17 protein-coding genes are annotated in these 19,618 nt (G+C 40.2%); 11 read left to right on the top strand and 6 right to left on the bottom strand.

Features of this window, described 5'->3' with window-relative positions; translation table 11 throughout:
- Window positions 1-140: 140 nt before the first annotated feature.
- Window positions 141-2,693: an ATP-dependent Clp protease ATP-binding subunit gene (locus tag ABXZ32_RS12400; RefSeq protein WP_354618994.1), complete on the top strand. Its 2,553-nt coding sequence runs from the start codon at window positions 141-143 to the stop codon at window positions 2,691-2,693.
- 203 nt (window positions 2,694-2,896) lie between these two features.
- Entirely contained in the window at window positions 2,897-3,298 is a 402-nt protein-coding gene (locus ABXZ32_RS12395) for an STAS/SEC14 domain-containing protein (RefSeq protein WP_354618993.1), read from the top strand.
- Window positions 3,299-3,306: 8 nt separating this feature from the next.
- On the opposite strand, the gene ABXZ32_RS12390 is transcribed toward ABXZ32_RS12395, so the two are convergent.
- The gene (locus ABXZ32_RS12390) at window positions 3,307-4,848 is read right to left on the bottom strand and encodes an NAD(P)H-hydrate dehydratase (RefSeq protein ID WP_354618992.1); all 1,542 of its coding nucleotides are present in this window, start codon (window positions 4,846-4,848) and stop codon (window positions 3,307-3,309) included.
- 270 nt (window positions 4,849-5,118) lie between these two features.
- Between ABXZ32_RS12390 and thrA the strand changes: the two genes are divergently transcribed.
- From thrA to thrC, 3 genes are read left to right on the top strand one after another with little or no spacing between them, the layout of a single operon-like run.
- Entirely contained in the window at window positions 5,119-7,563 is a 2,445-nt protein-coding gene (gene thrA, locus ABXZ32_RS12385) for a bifunctional aspartate kinase/homoserine dehydrogenase I (RefSeq protein WP_354618991.1), read from the top strand.
- A gap of 2 nt (window positions 7,564-7,565) precedes the next feature.
- Entirely contained in the window at window positions 7,566-8,489 is a 924-nt protein-coding gene (locus tag ABXZ32_RS12380) for a homoserine kinase (protein ID WP_354618990.1), read from the top strand.
- 33 nt (window positions 8,490-8,522) lie between these two features.
- Window positions 8,523-9,818: a threonine synthase gene (gene thrC, locus ABXZ32_RS12375; RefSeq protein ID WP_354618989.1), complete on the top strand. Its 1,296-nt coding sequence runs from the start codon at window positions 8,523-8,525 to the stop codon at window positions 9,816-9,818.
- Window positions 9,819-9,841: 23 nt separating this feature from the next.
- Here the strand turns inward: thrC and ABXZ32_RS12370 are convergent, their stop codons facing one another.
- Window positions 9,842-11,452: an aminopeptidase P N-terminal domain-containing protein gene (locus tag ABXZ32_RS12370; protein WP_354618988.1), complete on the bottom strand. Its 1,611-nt coding sequence runs from the start codon at window positions 11,450-11,452 to the stop codon at window positions 9,842-9,844.
- Window positions 11,453-11,631: 179 nt separating this feature from the next.
- Between ABXZ32_RS12370 and gcvT the strand changes: the two genes are divergently transcribed.
- From gcvT to ABXZ32_RS12340, 6 genes are all read left to right on the top strand, one after another.
- Window positions 11,632-12,717, top strand: coding sequence for a glycine cleavage system aminomethyltransferase GcvT (gene gcvT, locus ABXZ32_RS12365; protein ID WP_354618987.1), 1,086 nt, complete (start codon window positions 11,632-11,634; stop codon window positions 12,715-12,717).
- Window positions 12,717-13,631 carry a glutaminase gene (locus ABXZ32_RS12360; RefSeq protein ID WP_354618986.1) on the top strand — a complete coding sequence of 305 codons (915 nt, stop codon included), beginning with the start codon at window positions 12,717-12,719 and terminating at the stop codon, window positions 13,629-13,631. The genes gcvT and ABXZ32_RS12360 overlap by 1 nt, the downstream gene beginning before the upstream one ends.
- 3 nt (window positions 13,632-13,634) lie before the next feature.
- A complete protein-coding gene (locus ABXZ32_RS12355; RefSeq protein WP_354618985.1) occupies window positions 13,635-14,456 on the top strand; it encodes a sugar nucleotide-binding protein in 822 nt (273 codons plus the stop codon).
- Window positions 14,457-14,539: 83 nt separating this feature from the next.
- Window positions 14,540-14,827 (top strand): 4a-hydroxytetrahydrobiopterin dehydratase, encoded by a 288-nt coding sequence (locus ABXZ32_RS12350; RefSeq protein WP_062053392.1) that lies wholly within the window; start codon window positions 14,540-14,542, stop codon window positions 14,825-14,827.
- A 66-nt stretch (window positions 14,828-14,893) separates the two neighbouring features.
- A complete protein-coding gene (locus ABXZ32_RS12345) occupies window positions 14,894-15,604 on the top strand; it encodes a YebC/PmpR family DNA-binding transcriptional regulator (protein ID WP_354618984.1) in 711 nt (236 codons plus the stop codon).
- 370 nt (window positions 15,605-15,974) lie between these two features.
- Window positions 15,975-16,466, top strand: coding sequence for a hypothetical protein (locus tag ABXZ32_RS12340; RefSeq protein ID WP_354618983.1), 492 nt, complete (start codon window positions 15,975-15,977; stop codon window positions 16,464-16,466).
- Here ABXZ32_RS12340 and ABXZ32_RS12335 read toward each other — a convergent pair.
- From ABXZ32_RS12335 to kdsB, 4 genes are all read right to left on the bottom strand, one after another.
- Entirely contained in the window at window positions 16,463-17,002 is a 540-nt protein-coding gene (locus ABXZ32_RS12335; protein ID WP_354618982.1) for a 1-acyl-sn-glycerol-3-phosphate acyltransferase, read from the bottom strand. The two genes, ABXZ32_RS12340 and ABXZ32_RS12335, sit on opposite strands and share 4 nt — an antisense overlap.
- Window positions 17,003-17,074: 72 nt before the next feature.
- Window positions 17,075-18,154: an iron-containing alcohol dehydrogenase family protein gene (locus tag ABXZ32_RS12330; protein WP_354618981.1), complete on the bottom strand. Its 1,080-nt coding sequence runs from the start codon at window positions 18,152-18,154 to the stop codon at window positions 17,075-17,077.
- Window positions 18,155-18,170: 16 nt separating this feature from the next.
- Window positions 18,171-18,899 carry an HAD family hydrolase gene (locus ABXZ32_RS12325; protein ID WP_354618980.1) on the bottom strand — a complete coding sequence of 243 codons (729 nt, stop codon included), beginning with the start codon at window positions 18,897-18,899 and terminating at the stop codon, window positions 18,171-18,173.
- The gene (kdsB, locus tag ABXZ32_RS12320) at window positions 18,890-19,618 is read right to left on the bottom strand and encodes a 3-deoxy-manno-octulosonate cytidylyltransferase (RefSeq protein WP_354618979.1); all 729 of its coding nucleotides are present in this window, start codon (window positions 19,616-19,618) and stop codon (window positions 18,890-18,892) included. The genes ABXZ32_RS12325 and kdsB overlap by 10 nt, the downstream gene beginning before the upstream one ends.

Below are 19,618 nucleotides of genomic sequence, written 5' to 3'. Positions count from 1 at the left end.
TTAGTTGATAAATTGAATGTTAAAATTTTTGTTAATCCTCCTTTTTTTCGTCACTTAGACCAGTATTATTAAAATATGGGTACGGTATTTGCCTTAGATAGTATTAGATTTACTATTTTTAATGAAGAAAGGAATATTTTATGGATGATAATTTTTCGCCAAGGGTAAAAGATGTAATTGCCTATAGTAAAGAGGAAGCGTTAAGGCTAGGCCATGATTTCATTGGCACAGAGCACCTTATGCTTGGTCTGTTGCGCGATGGAAATGGAAAGGCAATAAGCATATTGGATGCATTGGATGTAGATTTGGACCACTTAAGAAGAAAAGTTGAAATACTAAGTCCTGCCAACCCCAACCCAGGCAACATACAAAAGGACAAAAAGAACCTACATTTGACTAGGCAGGCTGAGCGTGCCCTGAAAACTACGTTTCTGGAAGCTAAATTATTCCAGAGCTCTTCTATCAATACTGCCCATCTTTTACTTTGCATTTTGCGAAACGAGAATGACCCTACTACAAAATTGCTTCACAAACTAAAAGTGGATTACGATGGCGTCAAAGAACAATTCAAATCGATGATAACCAGTGACGATGATTATATAGATACCCCAAGAGCAGAATCTTTCCCCAACGACTCCGATGAGAGCAATGAGGGCAAAGAAGGAACATTTGGTGGTTCTTCGAGCTCACAAAAGGGAAGCAAAAAGTCCAAAACTCCAGTCTTGGACAACTTTGGAAGGGACCTGACTCAAATGGCAGAGGAAAATAAACTTGACCCTGTTGTAGGACGTGAAAAGGAAATTGAAAGGGTCTCACAAATATTGAGCAGAAGAAAAAAGAACAATCCGCTATTGATAGGGGAACCTGGTGTTGGTAAGAGTGCCATTGCCGAAGGACTTGCCTTGCGGATTATCAATAAAAAAGTATCCCGTATCCTTTACAATAAAAGGGTAGTCACCTTGGATCTTGCATCCCTGGTAGCGGGCACAAAATACCGTGGACAATTCGAGGAGCGAATGAAAGCGGTGATGAACGAATTGGAAAAAAATGATGATATCATTTTGTTCATTGATGAAATCCATACCATTGTAGGTGCTGGTGGAGCAACTGGAAGTTTAGATGCTTCCAATATGTTCAAGCCTGCCCTTGCAAGGGGTGAAATACAATGTATCGGTGCAACCACTTTGGATGAATACCGTCAGTACATTGAAAAAGACGGCGCCTTGGAACGTCGTTTTCAAAAAGTAATCGTTGAACCTACAACTGTAGAGGAAACCATAGAAATCCTTAAGAACATCAAAGGAAAATACGAGGATCACCACAATGTTATCTATACGGATGAAGCCATCATTGCCTGTGTGAAATTGACCAACCGTTATATGACCGATAGGTTTTTACCGGATAAGGCCATTGATGCACTTGATGAGGCAGGATCTAGAGTCCACATCATTAACATGGATGTACCCAAGCAAATCCTTGAACTTGAAAAACAGTTGGAAGATGTTCGCGACTTAAAGAATAGTGTTGTCAAGAAACAACGTTATGAAGAAGCTGCAAAGCTAAGGGACGATGAAAAAAGATTGGAAAAAGATTTGGCCATAGCCCAAGAAAAATGGGAAGAGGACAGTAAATTACATAGAGAAACTGTTTCTGAGGACAATGTGGCAGATGTAGTGTCCATGATGAGCGGTATCCCGGTCAACAGGATTGCACAAACAGAGAGCAATAAATTGGCAGAGTTGCCAAGCTTGATCAAATCCAACGTAATTGGACAAGATGAAGCTGTAGCAAAAGTTGCCAAAGCTATCCAGCGTAATAGGGCTGGATTAAAAGATCCGGACAAACCAATTGGCTCCTTCATTTTCCTAGGGCAAACTGGGGTAGGTAAAACCCAATTGGCAAAAGTACTTGCCAAGGAATTGTTCGACTCAGAAGATGCGTTGATACGTGTCGACATGAGTGAGTATATGGAAAAATTTGCAATATCCAGATTGGTAGGAGCACCTCCGGGATATGTAGGTTATGAAGAAGGAGGACAATTGACTGAAAAAGTAAGACGTAAGCCTTATTCTGTAATACTTCTTGATGAGATAGAAAAAGCTCACCCAGATGTTTTCAATATGCTTTTACAAGTATTGGATGACGGATTTTTAACGGATAGTTTGGGAAGAAAGATCGACTTCCGAAATACCATCATTATCATGACCTCTAATATTGGGGCCAGACAATTGAAAGATTTTGGTCAAGGCGTTGGTTTTGGCACTTCAGCAATGAAGGCACAATCAGACTCACACCAAAAAGGAGTTATAGAGAATGCTTTAAAAAAGGCTTTTGCTCCAGAATTTCTTAATAGGATAGATGATGTGGTCGTATTTAATCCTCTTGAAAGGGAAGATATCCACAAAATCATTGATATTGAACTTCGCAAATTGTTTGCTAGGATTAAGGATATAGGTTATAACCTTAATCTAACCGACAAGGCAAAGGATTATATCGCAGAAAAAGGGTTCGATAAACAATACGGTGCGCGACCTTTAAAAAGGGCTATACAGAAATATATAGAGGATGCACTCGCTGAGGAAATCGTTAATTCCAAACTAAATGAAGGCGATAGCATCTATATGGACCTAGATGAAAAGAAAGAAGAGCTTACAATAGACATAAAAAAGGCTGAGGAATCTTCCAAAACTTAAAATTTGTAAGAATTTAAACATAAAGGAGTCGAACTAATCGGCTCCTTTTTTTATGCCCAAAATTGTAAGACGTAGGAATAAATAGACAACTTTGGTTCCTACAACACACAATAAACGATATTTAAGCTCTTAATCTAATATTTTTTCCAAAACATAAGCCTTCAACTACTTTCGTATTCGAGGAACACTATAAATAATACGAAATGAAAGTCGGACACACCAAGAAGACTATTATCGTAAGGGAATACCAATTAGAAACAGGAGTAGTCCAAGTATTTGACAATTATATGGTCGCCATTTTTGAAGAAGGTGTCACCATGACACTTGAAAGGGCCTTTCAAATTATCGGAATTTCTGAGATTCACTTTAGAGAAAAGGAATTTGGCTATATCAGCCTCCGAAAAAACTCTTACGCGATAGATCCCACGGTATACAATTACCTTAGAGAAATGGAAAATCTTAAAGCATTTGCCATTGTTTCCATAAAGGAAATTGATATGCATAATTTTAAGATTGAAAAAATGTTTTACAAAAAACCGATGAAGTTTTTTATAGAATATGACAACGCCCTGGCTTGGGTAAAAAAGCGCGTAGGGACTAAATAGGATACTAATTATTCCATTTCCTCCTGCGGACCAGACCCTTCTTGGACATTGAAAAGATCCAGAAAGGCATCTCCTATAAAATCTATGATTTCAGACGCCGTCAAAGCCTGATAACCACATTGCTCCACAGCAAGATCCCCCGATCTTCCATGTAAATAAATTGCGAAAACAGTAGCTCTCAAGGAATCGTACCCTTGGGCTATCAATCCTGTGATCATTCCAGTAAGCACATCACCGCTACCGGCTGTGGCCATACCTGGATTACCTGTTGTATTAATATACCCTTTGCCGTTGTACAAGGTTATGGTATGGGCGCCTTTAATGACCAATATTAAGTCGTACTGCTTAGAAAAGGCTTTTGCTTTGTCTAATTTTTCAAAATCATCCTGCCAACTACCGATCAAACGCTCCAATTCTTTTGGATGTGGCGTCAGTACAGATTGGGCGGGTATCATTTTTAAAAATTCCTTATTCTTGGAGATGATATTTAGGGCATCGGCATCTATAACCAAGGGTGTTTTATTGGTCCTTAAAAATTCCTTTAACGCCCCAGTTGTAATGTTATCCTGACCAATACCGATACCCAAGCCTATTACTGTAGGTGTGATATCAAATTGAATATCCGAAACCATTTTCTCATTGGTATCTGTGATCACCATCGCCTCGGGCAGTGCAGTTTGCATGGGAATATAGCCACATGTGGGAATATAAGCGGTAACCAAACCACTTCCGGTATTCAGACAAGCGTCTGAAGCTAAAATTACAGCGCCTATTTTTCCATAACTGCCCCCAATAATCAATGAGTGACCATATGTGCCTTTATGGGAAAACTTTTCCCTCGGCTTGTACCAAGGCAAAACCTCGTTTTTACCAATCAGTTCATACACATTGTCCACAGAATTCAAATAATCCCTGTCTAATCCAATATCCAATATCTCCCACTGATTACTGTAAATCCCTGTTTGCGGCAGAAAGAAAATCAATTTGGGAGCCTGAAAACTCAGTACATGATTGGCCCTGACAATACTGTCCTCATTTTTGGGAGCCTTATCTACAAATAAGCCAGACGGGATGTCAACCGATAGTATAAATGCCCTGGAATTGTTTAAATGTTGTATGACTTTTATGACCCAATCATCTGGAGTTCTATTGAGACCAATTCCAAAAATGGCGTCTACAATGATATCTTCCTTATCTATTTTAGGCAATTCATCATTTGGACCTATAAAATTAGGCCATATTTTGCGTTCCTTTAATCTGTCTAGATTTAAAAGAAAGTCCTGGGAACGTTTCTCACTATATGTCACTACATGAACGCCAATAAGATATCCGTGTTCTTGTAAATGCCTTGCCAAGACCATCCCATCTCCCCCATTGTTTCCTATACCACAAAACAAATGAATTTTTACCGGTGCCCCCTGAAGCCTTGAATGCAGCCAAGTAAATAATTGGGTCGCCGCACGTTCCATTAGCTCATCACTCGTAATCTGCTGATTGACAATTGTGCTTTTATCAGCTTCATATATCTGTTGGGCAGTAAAAATCTTCATTCCCTAATATTATTTAACAAAAGTTGATGATTTGGTAAAAATATTCCCAATCATTTGATTACCTACTCAAAAATACTACATTTGAGACTTTATAAGACCAATGAATCCTTACAAAACGGACATAACACCATCTTTTTCTTTGTATACCAATGGTAATTTTACAACCGTTGCTACAATCACTATCACCCCTTTGGGGTAAACTACTATATATTCGTCCGTTCCTATCCCTTTTTATTTCATAAATAAGTTTCATTTTAATATAATACCATAATGAAAGTTTTAAAATTCGGTGGTACCTCAGTCGCCAACGCCAAAAATATATCCCAGGTAAAAAATATTGTTGCTTCCAATGGAGACACAAAAATAGTGGTCGTCGTTTCTGCCCTTGGGGGAATAACGGACCTGCTTTTGACCACAGCCAATTTAGCTTCCGATCAGAACAAGGAATACCGTACTTATTTGAAGGAAATAGAGGAGCGCCATATGCAAACCATAAAAGAGCTCATTCCGGTACAATCACAAAGCAAGGTACTTAGCAAAGTAAAAAGTGAACTAAATATCTTGGAAACCCTATTGGAAGGAGCCTTTTTAATTGGCGAAATCACACCAAAATTATCGGATAAAATAGTAAGTTTTGGAGAATTGTTATCCTCCTATATCATCAGTGAATATTTTGCATCCGAAAAACTGGATGTAGGGTATCAGGATAGTAGGGAACTCATTAAAACCAATGATAATCACGGTAAGGCAGCTGTAAATTTTGAAATGACCAATGCCAATTGTTTGGCATACTTTAAAGACACTCCCCATACAATCACAGTATGCGCTGGATTTATAGCTTCTTCCGTCAATGGAAATTCCACCACATTGGGCAGGGGCGGATCTGACTTTACAGCAGCTATAATGGCTGGTGCCCTAAATGCCGAGGTGTTAGAAATATGGACTGATGTTAGTGGTATGTATACAGCAAATCCCAAGATTGTAAAACAAGCTATGGCAATACCGCATATCTCTTACGAAGAGGCTATGGAACTTTCCCATTTTGGGGCCAAGGTACTATACCCTCCAACGATACAACCTGTATTGTCAAAAGGTATTTCCATAGTTATAAAAAACACATTCGAACCTGAGGCAGCCGGGACTTTGATCACAAAAAACCAAAATGAAAAAGGCAAGACAGTCAGGGGAATCAGCCATGTAGAAAGTATTGCACTTTTGTCACTGGAAGGACCGGGTATGGTTGGGATTCCTGGTATCTCAAAACGATTTTTTGAAGTGCTTTCCAATGCGGGAATTAGTGTGGTCCTCATTACACAAGCTTCCTCAGAACATTCAATATGTGTGGGTATAGCTTCCAGCGATGCAAAAAAAGCTGTGGCAATTGTGAATGAGGCTTTTGAATATGAGATATCACTAGGTAAAATAAAACCCGTTATCTTGGAAGAAGACCTTGCCATCATAGCCCTTGTTGGGGATAATATGAAAAGTCACCAAGGCCTTAGCGGTAAAATGTTCAGCACCCTAGGAAAAAATAATGTGAATATCAGGGTGATTGCCCAAGGCGCCTCCGAAAGAAACATCTCAGCCGTTATTAGTAAGGGCGATGTGAAAAAGGCACTGAATGCACTGCATGAAGAATTCTTCGAAGAGAATATCAAACAATTGAATCTCTTTGTAATGGGCGTTGGGAATGTCGGCGCCAAATTTTTAAATCAGATCCAACAACAAAAAAAATACCTGAAGGAGTATTTAAAGCTCAATATACGGGTAATTGGTATCAGCAATTCTAGGACCATGGCTTTTGATGAAAATGGTATTTCCCTTAAAAATTGGGAATCTGTTTTGGCCGAAGGTGAGAAAGCGGATAGCAACAAATTTTTTGAAACTATAAATTCGCTGAACTACCGCAACAGCATCTTTGTAGATAATACAGCGAGCCCTGCTGTATCCGATAGCTATACCACCTATTTAAGAAACAGTATCTCCGTGGTTACCTGCAACAAAATAGCGTGTTCCTCTGATTACAACAAATACCTGGAACTTAAACAAATGGCCCGCAAATACAATTCGCCATTTTTATTCGAGACCAATGTAGGAGCTGGATTGCCCATTATTGACACCCTTAAAAACTTAATCGCCTCTGGGGATAAGGTTAAAAAGATACAGGCAGTACTTTCTGGTAGTTTAAACTTTGTCTTTAACAACTTCAACGATCAAACTACCTTTCATGATGTGGTGCTTCAGGCTCAAAAAGAAGGGTATACAGAGCCCGATCCAAAGATTGACCTAAGTGGAATTGATGTAATGCGTAAAATATTGATATTGGCCAGGGAAAGCGGCTATCAATTGGACATTGAGGATATCGAAAACCAATCGTTCCTACCAGAAGAAAGTTTGGCCACTACAAATAATGACGACTTCTTTGCCTCTCTTGTAAAACACGAAGCCTCGTTCCAAAAAATATTTAAAGAGGCCAGTAAAAAGGATTGTAAGCTTAAATATGTGGCCCAATTTGAAAACGGTAAAGCCAGTGTAGGCCTCCAACATATACCTAAAGGACATGATTTTTACAATCTGGAGGGCAGTGACAATATCGTGCTCTTTTTCACGGAACGCTATCCCAACCAACCTATGATCATTAAAGGTGCAGGTGCAGGTGCGGAAGTGACCGCCTCAGGAATATTTGCAGACATAATAAGAATAGGTAACTTTTAACTATGGAGGCTATAAAAGTATTTTGCCCTGCCACTATCGCCAATGTTTCTTGTGGCTTTGATGTCCTAGGATTGGCATTGGACGCTGTAGGCGATAAAATGGTTATTCGCAAAACTGCGGAGAAAGGGATAAAGATCACAAAATTAACTGGGCAGGATTTGCCAATGGAAACCCATCAAAATGTGGCCGGAGTGGCAGGTTTGGCCCTCCTTGCTGAGAGTGAGTACGATGGTGGTTTCGAAATTGAAATCTACAAGAATATTAAGGCCGGTAGTGGGATAGGTAGTAGCGCAGCAAGTTCCACTGGGGCAGTATGGGCCATGAACCAGTTATTGGACAAGCCCTTTAGCAACTTGGAATTGGTGAAATTCGCCATGGAAGGAGAACGTTTGGCAAGTGGGGTGGCCCACGCCGATAATGTAGCCCCAGCCATTTTTGGTGGATTTACCTTGGTCCGTAGTTATACTCCCTTGGATATCGTTAGGATCAACAGCCCAAGCCAGTTATTTGCCACGGTAATCCACCCACAAATAGAAATAAAAACATCGGATTCGAGAAAAATTCTCAAGACCACCATTTCCCTGGAAGACGGAATTAAGCAATGGGGGAATCTGGGCGGCCTGATTGCGGGACTCTACACAGAAGATTATGAACTAATAGGGAGATCCTTGGAAGATTTTATTGTGGAACCAATCCGTTCTATTTTAATCCCTGGTTTTGATAAAGTAAAATCGGAATCCCTATTGGCGGGAGCATTAGGTTGCGGCATATCAGGTTCCGGACCATCCATATTTGCTCTAAGCAAGGGAGAGGCCAACGCCAAAAAAGTAGCTGAAGCCATGCGCAATGTGTATCAAAAAATTGGTATTGATTATGACATCCATGTGTCAAAGATCAATACCGAAGGAATAAAAATTATTAAGTAAACCTCACCACATAACTACTAAACCAGCAATTCAATGAACTTCTACAGTCTCAACAAACAAGCCCCATCTGTTTCCTTTAAAGATGCAGTAGTTCAAGGCATAGCCCCGGATCGTGGATTATATTTCCCAGAGAGCATTACCCCCTTACCGGCATCTTTCTTTGAAAACATAGAAGACCTGACCAATCACGAGATCGCCTTTTTGTCCATTCGTCAATTCGTCGGAGATGAGATTCCCGAAGCTAAATTAAAAGAGATAATAGCAGATGTGCTCGACTTTGATTTTCCAGTAGTGGAATTGGAAGAAAATGTGGCCACTTTGGAATTGTTCCATGGACCAACCCTTGCTTTTAAAGATGTAGGAGCACGTTTTATGGCCCGATGCCTTGGAGAGTTTTCTGCCAAGGAAAACAATGAAGTAACCGTATTGGTGGCAACATCGGGAGATACAGGAGGTGCCGTAGCCAATGGATTTCTTGGGGTGAAAGGTGTAAAAGTGGTTATCCTATATCCAAGCGGAAAGGTCAGTGATATCCAAGAAAAACAACTGACAACCTTGGGGAAAAATATTAGCGCATTGGAGGTTTCTGGGACTTTTGATGATTGCCAAAGAATGGTAAAGACTGCCTTTTTGGATGAAGAACTTTTGAAAAACATGCAGCTGACTTCCGCCAATTCCATCAATGTGGCGAGATGGCTGCCCCAATTATTTTATTTCCTTTTTGCCTACAAACAGGCTAAATCCAAAGGAAAGGAAATAGTTTTCTCCATTCCCAGCGGGAATTTTGGAAACATTTGTGCAGGTGTCATGGCGCAACAATTAGGCATGCCCTGCAAACATTTTATTGCTGCCACCAACGTAAATGATATTGTTCCCAATTTCATGAAAACGGGCAAGTACGAACCAAAACCTTCCATCGCGACCATTTCCAATGCCATGGATGTTGGGGATCCAAGTAATTTTATTAGGATTCGCCATTTATACAATGATGATTTTGAGACCATTTCAAAAAACATCTCCTCCTATTCCTTTACGGATGAAGAGACAAAGGAAGCTATGCTGGAGATCTATAATGATTGTTCCTATGTGGCAGATCCACACGGGGCAGTTGGGTATTTAGGACTGAAGAAATATCAGCAAAGCCATCCGAATACCTATGGCATTTTCTTGGAAACCGCCCATCCCGTTAAGTTTTTGGACATTGTTGAGGACACCATCAGGGAAAATATTGACCTTCCCAAAAAGATTGCAAAAATTATGGATAAGAAGAAAAAGGCAATCGCCATTTCAACGTATGACGAGCTTAAAAATTATTTGTTGACCAAGTAATCGCCTATAACCTAAAATCTTCCTTAATCCAAGCTTGGTAGCTTAAAGTTATCCAGAACACTGGGCATTGCCATAGTTTTCTCTATGGCCTCTGTAGTTCTTGGAGCCATCCCAGAAAGGTTGATGGGACCATTCTTGGTGATTAGGATATCATCCTCAATACGGACCGCAATCCCCCACCATTTCTTATCGCAATCGCTGCCTTCAGGAATATATATTCCAGGTTCTACAGTAATCACTGTATTTTCTTGAAATGGGCCATAGGTACCCTTATCATGCACATCAAGTCCCAAATAATGGGACGTTCCATGAGGGAAATAAGTCTTTACCTCGCTAGGTGATGAGATGATACCGAGATCGATCAGTCCCTTAGTCACCACTTCCTGCGCTGCCTGTCCAGGTGCTTGAAAGGGAGCACCTATGACACTAGCCTTTATCCCTGCCTCCTGTGCATTATAAACAATATCGTAAATCAGTTTCTGTTCTTTTGTGAATTTCCCATTGGCAGGAATCGTCCTGGTCACATCAGCAGTATACCCGTGATATTCGGCCCCTAGATCCATCAGGACAAGATCATTGCCCACTTTTTGCTTGTTATTCTCTATGTAATGCAAAATACAGCCGTTGTTGCCACCCCCTACTATGGAAGGATAGCCTTCATACTCTGCCCCATATTTTTTGTAGACATACTCATGAATGCCCTGTATCTCTGTTTCACTCATATTGGGATGCATGGCCTTCATAACTTCGATCTGCCCTACTGAAGAAATTTCAATCGCCTTTTTCAACAAAACCATTTCCTCTGCCGTTTTCGTTTCGCGAAGGCGATTCATAATTTCCTCCAAGAGTATAGAATTTAAATTATTTGATTTCAATTCCAATTTCACCTTTTCCTGGATCTCCTTACGCTTGCCATTATCCGCTGCATTTACATAACCCGTTAATAACTGATCCGATTTTAAGTCTTCCTGATAATTTAAATACCTCCCTAAAGTTTGGGCCACATTGGCACTATTTTCAACATCCGTGGAGGTAATCATGCTATAGATCTGCTGCTTTGTCGCATTATAGTCCGACGGATAATTCGTTTTAATTTTAAAGGTCTTAATCAAATCGAACAGATCTGCAGATCCTTTTAAATCCCTATAATCATTTTTAAAATCGAAGAACAAAACGTTATCAAAACCCTTAAAATCGATATTCGATTTTTCAAATTCACTCCCATTAAATGCCATATCAAAGCCCAATTTTTCTTGAACCCCTTCAACCCCTAGTCTCTTCCCATTCCACTGTTCTGCCCTAGGATCTTTTTCTTGCACATAAATCAATTCATTAAAAATTTTGCCATCGGCCGATGTTTGGTCCTCAGAAAAAATCACCAATACAGAGTTAGGCTCCTTATAACCCGTTAAATAATAAAAATCCGGATCTTGATGGTAGATATAATCAACATCATTGGCCCTATTGCGTTCAGCATTTGCAAAAAATACCGCTACACTATTGGCAGGCATTAAATCACGTACCTTTTCTCTTCTCTCTTTATGAAAATCTGCAGATAAAAAATCTGTAGGGGTTTCTTGGGCTGCTAAAAAGGTTATAGATAAAAACAGGAAAAGGAAAGAAGACAGTTTCATTTGATTCATTTTTGAAGCCATGAAAATAAATAATTTAATTGGTTTCTTGACCAATTACAGCTAAAACAAAGCCTTTTTATCCCTGATCTGCCTATTAACAATACTTTAGATAAAACATTAAAGATCTCCTCTCCCCTATCGATTTATTTTCAATAAATTTGCACCACAAAACCAAACGCATGAAAAGTACAGCACTTACTAAAATACATGAATCATTAGGGGCCAAAATGGTGCCTTTTGCAGGTTATAACATGCCTGTTTCCTATGAAGGTGTCAACATAGAACACGAAACCGTACGCAACGGGGTTGGTGTTTTTGATGTTTCCCATATGGGTGAATTTTTGATCGAAGGCCCAAATGCCCTAGCTCTAATCCAAAAAGTAAGCTCCAATGATGCTTCCAAATTGGAAATCGGAAAAGCACAATATAGTTGTATGCCCAATGAAACGGGAGGTATTGTAGATGACCTTATTATTTACAAAATAAAGGACGAGCAGTATTTATTGGTGGTTAACGCCTCCAATATAGATAAGGATTGGGCACATATTAGCAAATACAATACTTCTATTAATGCCATCATGAAGAACATCTCAGAAGGATATTCTTTGTTGGCCATTCAGGGTCCAAAGGCCATTGAAGCCATGCAATCCCTTACCGATGTGGACTTGGCTAATATTAAATTTTACACCTTTGAAGTAGCTCCTTTTGCAGGCGTGGAACATGTGATCATTTCTGCTACGGGATATACCGGTTCTGGTGGTTTTGAAATTTATTGCAAAAATGAAGATGCCGAACAAGTATGGAAACGCGTTTTTGAAGCTGGTGCAGCTTTCGGAATTAAGCCCATTGGCCTGGCAGCAAGGGATACCTTACGATTGGAAATGGGGTATTGCCTTTACGGAAATGATATCAATGACACCACATCCCCATTGGAAGCAGGATTGGGTTGGATTACCAAATTTTCCAAGGATTTTGTGAACAGCGAGGCTTTGGCCAAGCAGAAGGAAGAAGGTGTAAAACGTAAATTGATCGCTTTTGAATTGAACGAAAGGGGAATTCCAAGGCACGATTATGATATCGTAGATGAAAATGGAGCCAAAATAGGAATCGTTACTTCTGGTACCATGTCCCCATCTATGGGCAAGGGAATTGGTTTGGGTTATGTCCCTGTGGAATTATCCAAAGTTGGAAGTACCATCCATATCCAAATTAGAAAAAACAGTGTCCCTGCTACTGTAGTTAAATTACCTTTTTACAAAGCCTAATGAACAACTTCCAGAATATATTGGAACATATTGCCCGTGATATTGAATTGGTGAAAGACCGGGGCACTGTTGCTTCCTATATTCCGGAATTGGCACATGTAGACAAGAACAAATTTGGCATGCATCTTATTGATGCACAGGGAAACCATTACGGGACCGGGGATTCAGAGGAAGGCTTTTCCATACAGAGTATCTCGAAAGTACTCTCCCTCTCCCAGGCCTTTGCCATAATGGGTGATAAACTTTGGGAGCGGGTGGATGTTGAACCTTCTGGCGACCCCTTTAACCACTTATCACTTTTGGAACTTGAGCATGGAATTCCTAGGAATCCCTTGATAAATGCTGGTGCCCTAGTCATTGCCGACGTATTGATTTCACATTTGGAAAATCCTAAAGCCGACTTTCTAGCCTACGTGCGGAAAATGGCCAATGATGAAAATATCAATTACGATATGGATGTGGCCGCATCCGAAAGTAAAACTGGTTATACCAACTATGCGGCAGCAAACCTTTTAAAGTCATACGGCAACATTAAGAATGATGTGGATGATGTGCTCGACTTCTATTTTCACCAGTGTTCCCTAAAAATGTCCTGTAGACAACTTACAGAGGTGTTTTACATATTTATGAACAGGGGAAAATGCCGTAGAGGGAACGCCTTTCTGAATATCAACCAAGTGAAAAGGGTCAATGCCATAATGTTGACCTGCGGATTTTATGATGAAGCGGGGGAATTTGCCTTTGAGGTGGGCCTTCCTGGGAAAAGTGGTGTTGGTGGCGGTATTGTGGCTCTTTTACCAAATCAGTTCTGCATTGCGACCTGGTCCCCTGGACTTAATGTCAAAGGAAATTCCAAATTGGGGATGATTGCCTTGGAGCAATTTACCACACAAACCGGCTTATCAATCTTTTAATTATTGGATACTAAAAAAATTCTCATATTAGGTGGAAGTGGATTCCTGGGCAACGCCCTTTACAAGGAACTGTGCCCCTATTTTGACACTTACGGGACGTACAATTCCGCGAGGAGGTCATTTGAGGATAATCAGAAGTTTTTTAGATACGATATGCAGGAGGACGACATTGTTCCCCTGTTGGAAAAAATAAGACCAAAATTGATCATTTCTGCTTTGCGGGGCGACTTTGCTTCCCAAATTCAGGCCCATCAACACATGATGGAATATATTGAAAAGAACGATTGTCAAATTTATTTTATATCATCCGCCAACGTATTTGATGCCTACAGTAAATTTCCTTCTTACGAATACGACAAAACCCTATCCTTAAGTGTTTTCGGGAGACTTAAAATAAAAATTGAAAACATGTTGCTCAGATTACCCAAGGAAAAAATGTGTATTATTAGGGTTCCTATGGTCTTCGGTAACAATTCACCCCGAATAAAGGAACTGAAGATCGCATTGGCCAACAATGAACCCATTGAGGTTTTTCCCAACCTGATCATCAATGTGACCAATGATGATAAACTGACCCAACAAATACATTATTTGATCAATAGAAACAAAAGTGGCATTTACCACTTGGGAAGCATAGATCTGGTACACCATGAAGATTTCATCAAAGACATTGTTAAAAAACTGGGGCTTTTTAACCCGATTTTCAAAAGGGTTTTTACCACCAATGAGGACCGTTTCCTAGCTGTGCTGCCCAAATCGAATACCTTGCCAAAAAGCTTACAGGTGAGTTACCAGGATATTATAGACCATCATATTTTTAGTTAGGCCGCATAATAAAAAAGTGTCCGCAAATACGAGCACCTCCTAATTGTAATGCCTAACTTAGTAATCCTAAAAATATACAGAAAATGAAAAAATTGACAACAGAGGAAATAAACGAACGCTTAGATCAATTGGACGGCTGGGATTATACCGAAAAAGCCATACAGACCACCTTCGAATTTGCAGACTTCAAGGAGACATTCTCCATTATGACGCGAATCGCCTTTGAGTGCGAAGCCCAAAACCATCATCCGGAATGGACCAATGTTTACAAGACCTTAACCATTAGATTAAGTACGCATGATGCGGACGGGGTTACCGAAAAGGATTTCAAGCTTGCGGCTACCATAGAGAATATCATAGAAAGTGAATAAAGCTGTGTCTTGCATCACATCTAAAAAATATTAAATTTGCCAAGAGCATAATAATCGATTAAAGAAATGGGAAGAGCTTTTGAGTTTAGAAAGGCGCGTAAAATGAAACGTTGGTCTGCCATGTCCAAGGCATTTACAAGGATTGGCAAGGATATCGTAATGGCAGTCAAAGAAGGTGGACCGGATCCGGATGCCAACTCCAGGCTAAGAGCGGTCATTCAAAACGCCAAAGCCGTAAACATGCCCAAGGACAATGTGGAACGTGCCATAAAAAGGGCAAGTGACAAAAGTCTTGGGGATTATAAAGAAGTATTGTTTGAGGGGTATGCCCCGCATGGTATTGCCATATTGGTGGAAACGGCCACAGATAACAATACTAGAACGGTTGCGAATATCAGAAGTTATTTCAATAAATGTAACGGGAGTTTGGGAACATCGGGTTCTGTGGAATTTATGTTTGACCATACCTGTAATTTTAGGATTCCGGCCGAAGGGATAGACCCGGAGGAACTCGAATTGGAAATGATCGACTTTGGGGCGGAAGAGGTTTTCGCCGATGAGGATGGTATCCTTATCTATGGTCCATTCGAGAGCTTCGGATCCATCCAAAAAGAATTGGAATCTAGGGGCATAGAAATCCTATCCTCAGGTTTTGAGCGTATCCCGCAAATCACCAAGGAGCTCACCGAAGAACAAGCTGCCGATGTGGAAAAACTATTGGAAAAAATAGAAGAGGATGACGATGTGCAGAATGTGTACCATTCCATGAAGGAGTAATATAATCTCTAAGAGATGAAAAAATAAGAAAAGGGCCATTGCAAACGCAATGGCCCTTTTCAACTAAACAACCTAAAATAAAACCAAATATTCTTTACCATTTAAAAGGAGACCAAGCCCCAACTTATTCCATCCTTTCCCTTACCTACGAATAACCTATAGCTAGGGTTTTAAAAATTTTAAATTTTTCGATTTATACTATTAATTAAGGGGTTCTGAATAATGTCATTAATCAAAATTGCCACTCCCTTCACTTCATACATTTAATCAAAGGGGTGATTTCCTATCCTGATGTTAGTCATTTCATAATATGCGTTGCTTACATACCTTAAGCATTGACCATTATTGTTCACACTAAAATCCAAATATTATGAAAACGCTACGCCACATGCTTTTACTGGGTGCTTTATGCTCCTTTTTCTTTATTTCCTGTTCTAGTTCAGATGAGGACGAGTTGACCAAAACCGGACCAGACTTTTCCATAAGTGAATTACAAGGGACATGGAATGCCACCTCCGCTTTCTTTTCCCCTTCAGATCCCAACAGCCAGGCTAACGGAGTGGACATCATAGCAGAAGGAGGCTCACTTACCATAGTTATCCAATCCAATGGACGGTTTACCATGAATTTCAATGTGGAAGGATCGGACCCTTTTACGGTTACCGGGGAAATGTTCTTTGAGAACAATGAGTTTTTCGCCATCCGATTTGATGAAGAACCGAACGATTACGATTATTTTGGAATAGAGCAGACTTCTACCACCTTACAAATAAATGGAGGGCCCGATACAGCCGAGTGGGATTTTAATGGGGATGGAAACGATGAACCAGCAAGCGTTACCCTTAATTTTGTAAAGGCTTAATAACTATACTCTGGCACTTTACCTATCACCCCTTTGTAAAAGTCCTTGTATACTTTAAGGTCCTTCTCCAAATCGCCAGAAGGAAAATGGGGTTGGGATACCTTGATCTGCTTTTTACCAAAATCAAATGCTACCATCACAATAGGCACCTTGGCCTCCTTGGCAATATAATAGAACCCGGTCTTCCATTCGGTCACCTTTTTTCTTGTTCCTTCAGGGGCAAGGGTTAATCGAAATACGTCCCTACTCTCAAAAACTTTGGCGGTAGCCTTAACGGTGTCACTACTTTTACTCCGATCGATGGGTGCTCCCCCGGTCCATTTAAAGAACCATCCGAATGGGGAATCAAAAAGACTTTTTTTACCGATATAATTGATCTCCTGGTTCCATACCTTGCGGATCAATAATCCCAAAAAGAAATCAACCCAACTGGTATGGGGCACTACGATGACCACACATTTATCTACATCCGGAAAGGTGCCAACAGTCTTCCATCCCAATAGTTTGTAATAAATAAATTTCGCCAGTGCCTGCATTGTGTTATTGAATTATTTAAAAGCTCAATAGAATATTTTGGAGCACAAAACCCCATAATTAATCTTGTAGGGCTATATTTTTTTATAAATCGATTTTAATTTTTGAGGGGTAATGGTCTTGCGCCACTCTTTACCCACTGCATTTTCCCACAGAGGCTCCAAACTCATGGCCACTTTTATCATGGTATCAAATTCGGTATCACTCAAATTGGCACAGATTCCTTTTGGAAGTTTTATCTGATGTTTCTCCCTCATTTGATCGAACAGGGCCACCCCTTCTGGATAGAATTCCTCCAAATACTGAAAAACAAGACAATTACCAATACCATGTTTGACCCCCAAAAGGTAGGAAAGCCCGTAGCTCATTGCATGTGCCACCCCAACTTGGGAATACGCAATACTCATGCCCCCATGCCAAGAGGCCATCATTAACTTATCTCTAGAATCTTCTTCCGATAATGAGTCGAGATAAACTTCCTTGCACAACTCCAATGCCTTCTCCCCGTAACTCTGGCTAAAAGCATTTAGAAATGTTCCATTGAGCGATTCTACGCAATGGATAAAACAATCCATTCCTGTATAAAACCATTGCTCCGTGGAAACACCCTGAGTTAGATCTGGATCTAAAATCACTTGGTCAAAGGGTGTGAAATCTGAATTAATTCCCAATTTCTTATCTGGTCCCAACAAAACCGTGGTCCTGGAAACTTCCGCTCCCGTACCACTGATCGTTGGTATTCCCACATGGTAAATAGCAGGTTTTTTAATTAAATCCCATCCTTGATATTCTGAAGCGCTTCCAGGATTGGTCAACATAAGAGCCGTTGCCTTGGCAAGATCCAGTAAGGTCCCTCCACCAATTCCTATTATTCCGGAAGGCAACTCAGTGTAACTTTGTATTAATTGGGACACCAAGGAATCTACCTGATTCGTTTTTGGCTCCTCATCTGCAGAAATGAAAATGATCTGATCATTAAAAAGCAAAGGGATACTATTTATTAGCTCGTGCCCTTCAAAAACGTCATCGACCAAAAAAATAAATGGAGCTTCTGAACTCTTTCTTTTGGGTAACAATATCTCTCCCAATTGTTTAAAACAACCTTGGCCGAAAACCACTCTAGGCACCATGGGAAAATTCCTATATTTCGTCATACTAGGGATGAAATTTTTAGTTTTTAGTAGTTGCTGCTTTACCTTCTGGCAGATATTTCAAGATATCTGTCAAGGTGTTGAGCGTTAGGTGTCCGTTGCCTTGCTGTTCCACAGGCACTTCTTCATGGGCCCAAGTAGTATGAAAAGGCACATGGACGGCCTGTGCCCCTATATTGATCAAGGGCAACACATCCGATTTCAGGGAATTTCCAATCATCAAAAATTCGGAAACGGGTATTTCCAAATGGTCCAATAAATGCTGATAGTTAATTTCCTTTTTATCACTCAAAACCTCTACGTGATGAAAATATTTGGACAACCCAGATTTTTCCAATTTTCGTTCCTGGTCCAGTAGGTCTCCTTTGGTTAAAACTATCAATCTATAGCGATCTTCCAATTTTTGCAATACCTCTTCCACGCCTTCCAATAATTCCACAGGATGGGACAACATCCTCTTACCTATTTCAATAATTTCCGTAATCGTGGCTTGTGAAATTTTATTATTGGACAATTCCAAAGCGGACTCGATCATGGACAACATAAATCCCTTAATTCCATAACCGTATAGGTTCAGGTTCTTTATTTCCATCTTAAAGAGTTCCTGATCTACCTTGTTTTTGGTCTCATATTTTTCCAATAAACTGCAAAATTCCTCTTCAGCCTCTCTAAAATAAGTTTCATTGACCCAAAGGGTATCATCGGCATCAAATCCAATAACCGTTATCTTCCTGTAATCTACTTCCATACTTTCTTTGCTCTTTCCAAATCCTCAGGGGTATCAATTTCTATCCCCGTTACATGGGTTTCTACCATTTTAATCTTTTTTCCGTACTCCAGATACCTAATGGCCTCTATCTTTTCCGTGGCCTCCAAGGTCAACATGGGTAAACGCTGAAAATCCATCAAGGCACTTTTCCTAAAAGCATAAATGCCCTTATGTTTGTAATACGGGGCGTTCACCTCTTTAGCTCTTGGATATGGGATGGGTGATCTAGAAAAATATAGCGCAAAATTGTTTTGGTCCACAATCACTTTTACAGTATTGGGATTGCTGATTTCTTCCCAATCGGTAATTTTGGTCATTAAGGAAGCCAAATCGATCTCCTTATTGGGGTCATGCTTAAAGACTTCCAGGACACTCGCCAGACTTTCTTTTTCCGTAAAAGGCTCATCACCCTGAACATTAACAATAATATCCACATCCATATCTGCTACGGCCTCTGCGATACGATCACTGCCACACTCGTGTTCTTTGAGGCTCATGATTGCCTTGCCTCCAGCTTTTACAATAGTATCGTAAATGATATCACTATCCGTGACAATATAGACCTCGTCAAAAAGCTTCGTATTTACGGCAGCTTCATAGGTCCTAAGAATAACGGGTTTCCCAACCAGATCCTGCATCAATTTGCCAGGAAATCTAGACGCAGCATAACGCGCAGGGATCATTGCTATTATTTTCAT

Origin of the sequence: Sediminicola luteus (assembly GCF_040566555.1) — a bacterium.
Taxonomy (GTDB): domain Bacteria; phylum Bacteroidota; class Bacteroidia; order Flavobacteriales; family Flavobacteriaceae; genus Sediminicola.
This window is presented reverse-complemented; position numbering and strand designations above follow the sequence as displayed.

What these genes read in the sequence shown, in the direction of transcription:
- ABXZ32_RS12350 (WP_062053392.1), top strand. Translation starts at nt 14,540, where the DNA reads ATGAAAAAATTGACAACAGAGGAAATAAACGAACGCTTAGATCAATTG.
- ABXZ32_RS12325 (WP_354618980.1), bottom strand. Translation starts at nt 18,899, where the DNA reads ATGGAAGTAGATTACAGGAAGATAACGGTTATTGGATTTGATGCCGAT.
- ABXZ32_RS12340 (WP_354618983.1), top strand. Translation starts at nt 15,975, where the DNA reads ATGAAAACGCTACGCCACATGCTTTTACTGGGTGCTTTATGCTCCTTT.
- ABXZ32_RS12335 (WP_354618982.1), bottom strand. Translation starts at nt 17,002, where the DNA reads ATGCAGGCACTGGCGAAATTTATTTATTACAAACTATTGGGATGGAAG.
- ABXZ32_RS12330 (WP_354618981.1), bottom strand. Translation starts at nt 18,154, where the DNA reads ATGACGAAATATAGGAATTTTCCCATGGTGCCTAGAGTGGTTTTCGGC.
- thrC (WP_354618989.1), top strand. Translation starts at nt 8,523, where the DNA reads ATGAACTTCTACAGTCTCAACAAACAAGCCCCATCTGTTTCCTTTAAA.
- ABXZ32_RS12395 (WP_354618993.1), top strand. Translation starts at nt 2,897, where the DNA reads ATGAAAGTCGGACACACCAAGAAGACTATTATCGTAAGGGAATACCAA.
- ABXZ32_RS12390 (WP_354618992.1), bottom strand. Translation starts at nt 4,848, where the DNA reads ATGAAGATTTTTACTGCCCAACAGATATATGAAGCTGATAAAAGCACA.
- ABXZ32_RS12370 (WP_354618988.1), bottom strand. Translation starts at nt 11,452, where the DNA reads ATGAAACTGTCTTCTTTCCTTTTCCTGTTTTTATCTATAACCTTTTTA.
- thrA (WP_354618991.1), top strand. Translation starts at nt 5,119, where the DNA reads ATGAAAGTTTTAAAATTCGGTGGTACCTCAGTCGCCAACGCCAAAAAT.
- ABXZ32_RS12345 (WP_354618984.1), top strand. Translation starts at nt 14,894, where the DNA reads ATGGGAAGAGCTTTTGAGTTTAGAAAGGCGCGTAAAATGAAACGTTGG.
- ABXZ32_RS12380 (WP_354618990.1), top strand. Translation starts at nt 7,566, where the DNA reads ATGGAGGCTATAAAAGTATTTTGCCCTGCCACTATCGCCAATGTTTCT.
- kdsB (WP_354618979.1), bottom strand. Translation starts at nt 19,618, where the DNA reads ATGAAAATAATAGCAATGATCCCTGCGCGTTATGCTGCGTCTAGATTT.
- gcvT (WP_354618987.1), top strand. Translation starts at nt 11,632, where the DNA reads ATGAAAAGTACAGCACTTACTAAAATACATGAATCATTAGGGGCCAAA.
- ABXZ32_RS12400 (WP_354618994.1), top strand. Translation starts at nt 141, where the DNA reads ATGGATGATAATTTTTCGCCAAGGGTAAAAGATGTAATTGCCTATAGT.
- ABXZ32_RS12360 (WP_354618986.1), top strand. Translation starts at nt 12,717, where the DNA reads ATGAACAACTTCCAGAATATATTGGAACATATTGCCCGTGATATTGAA.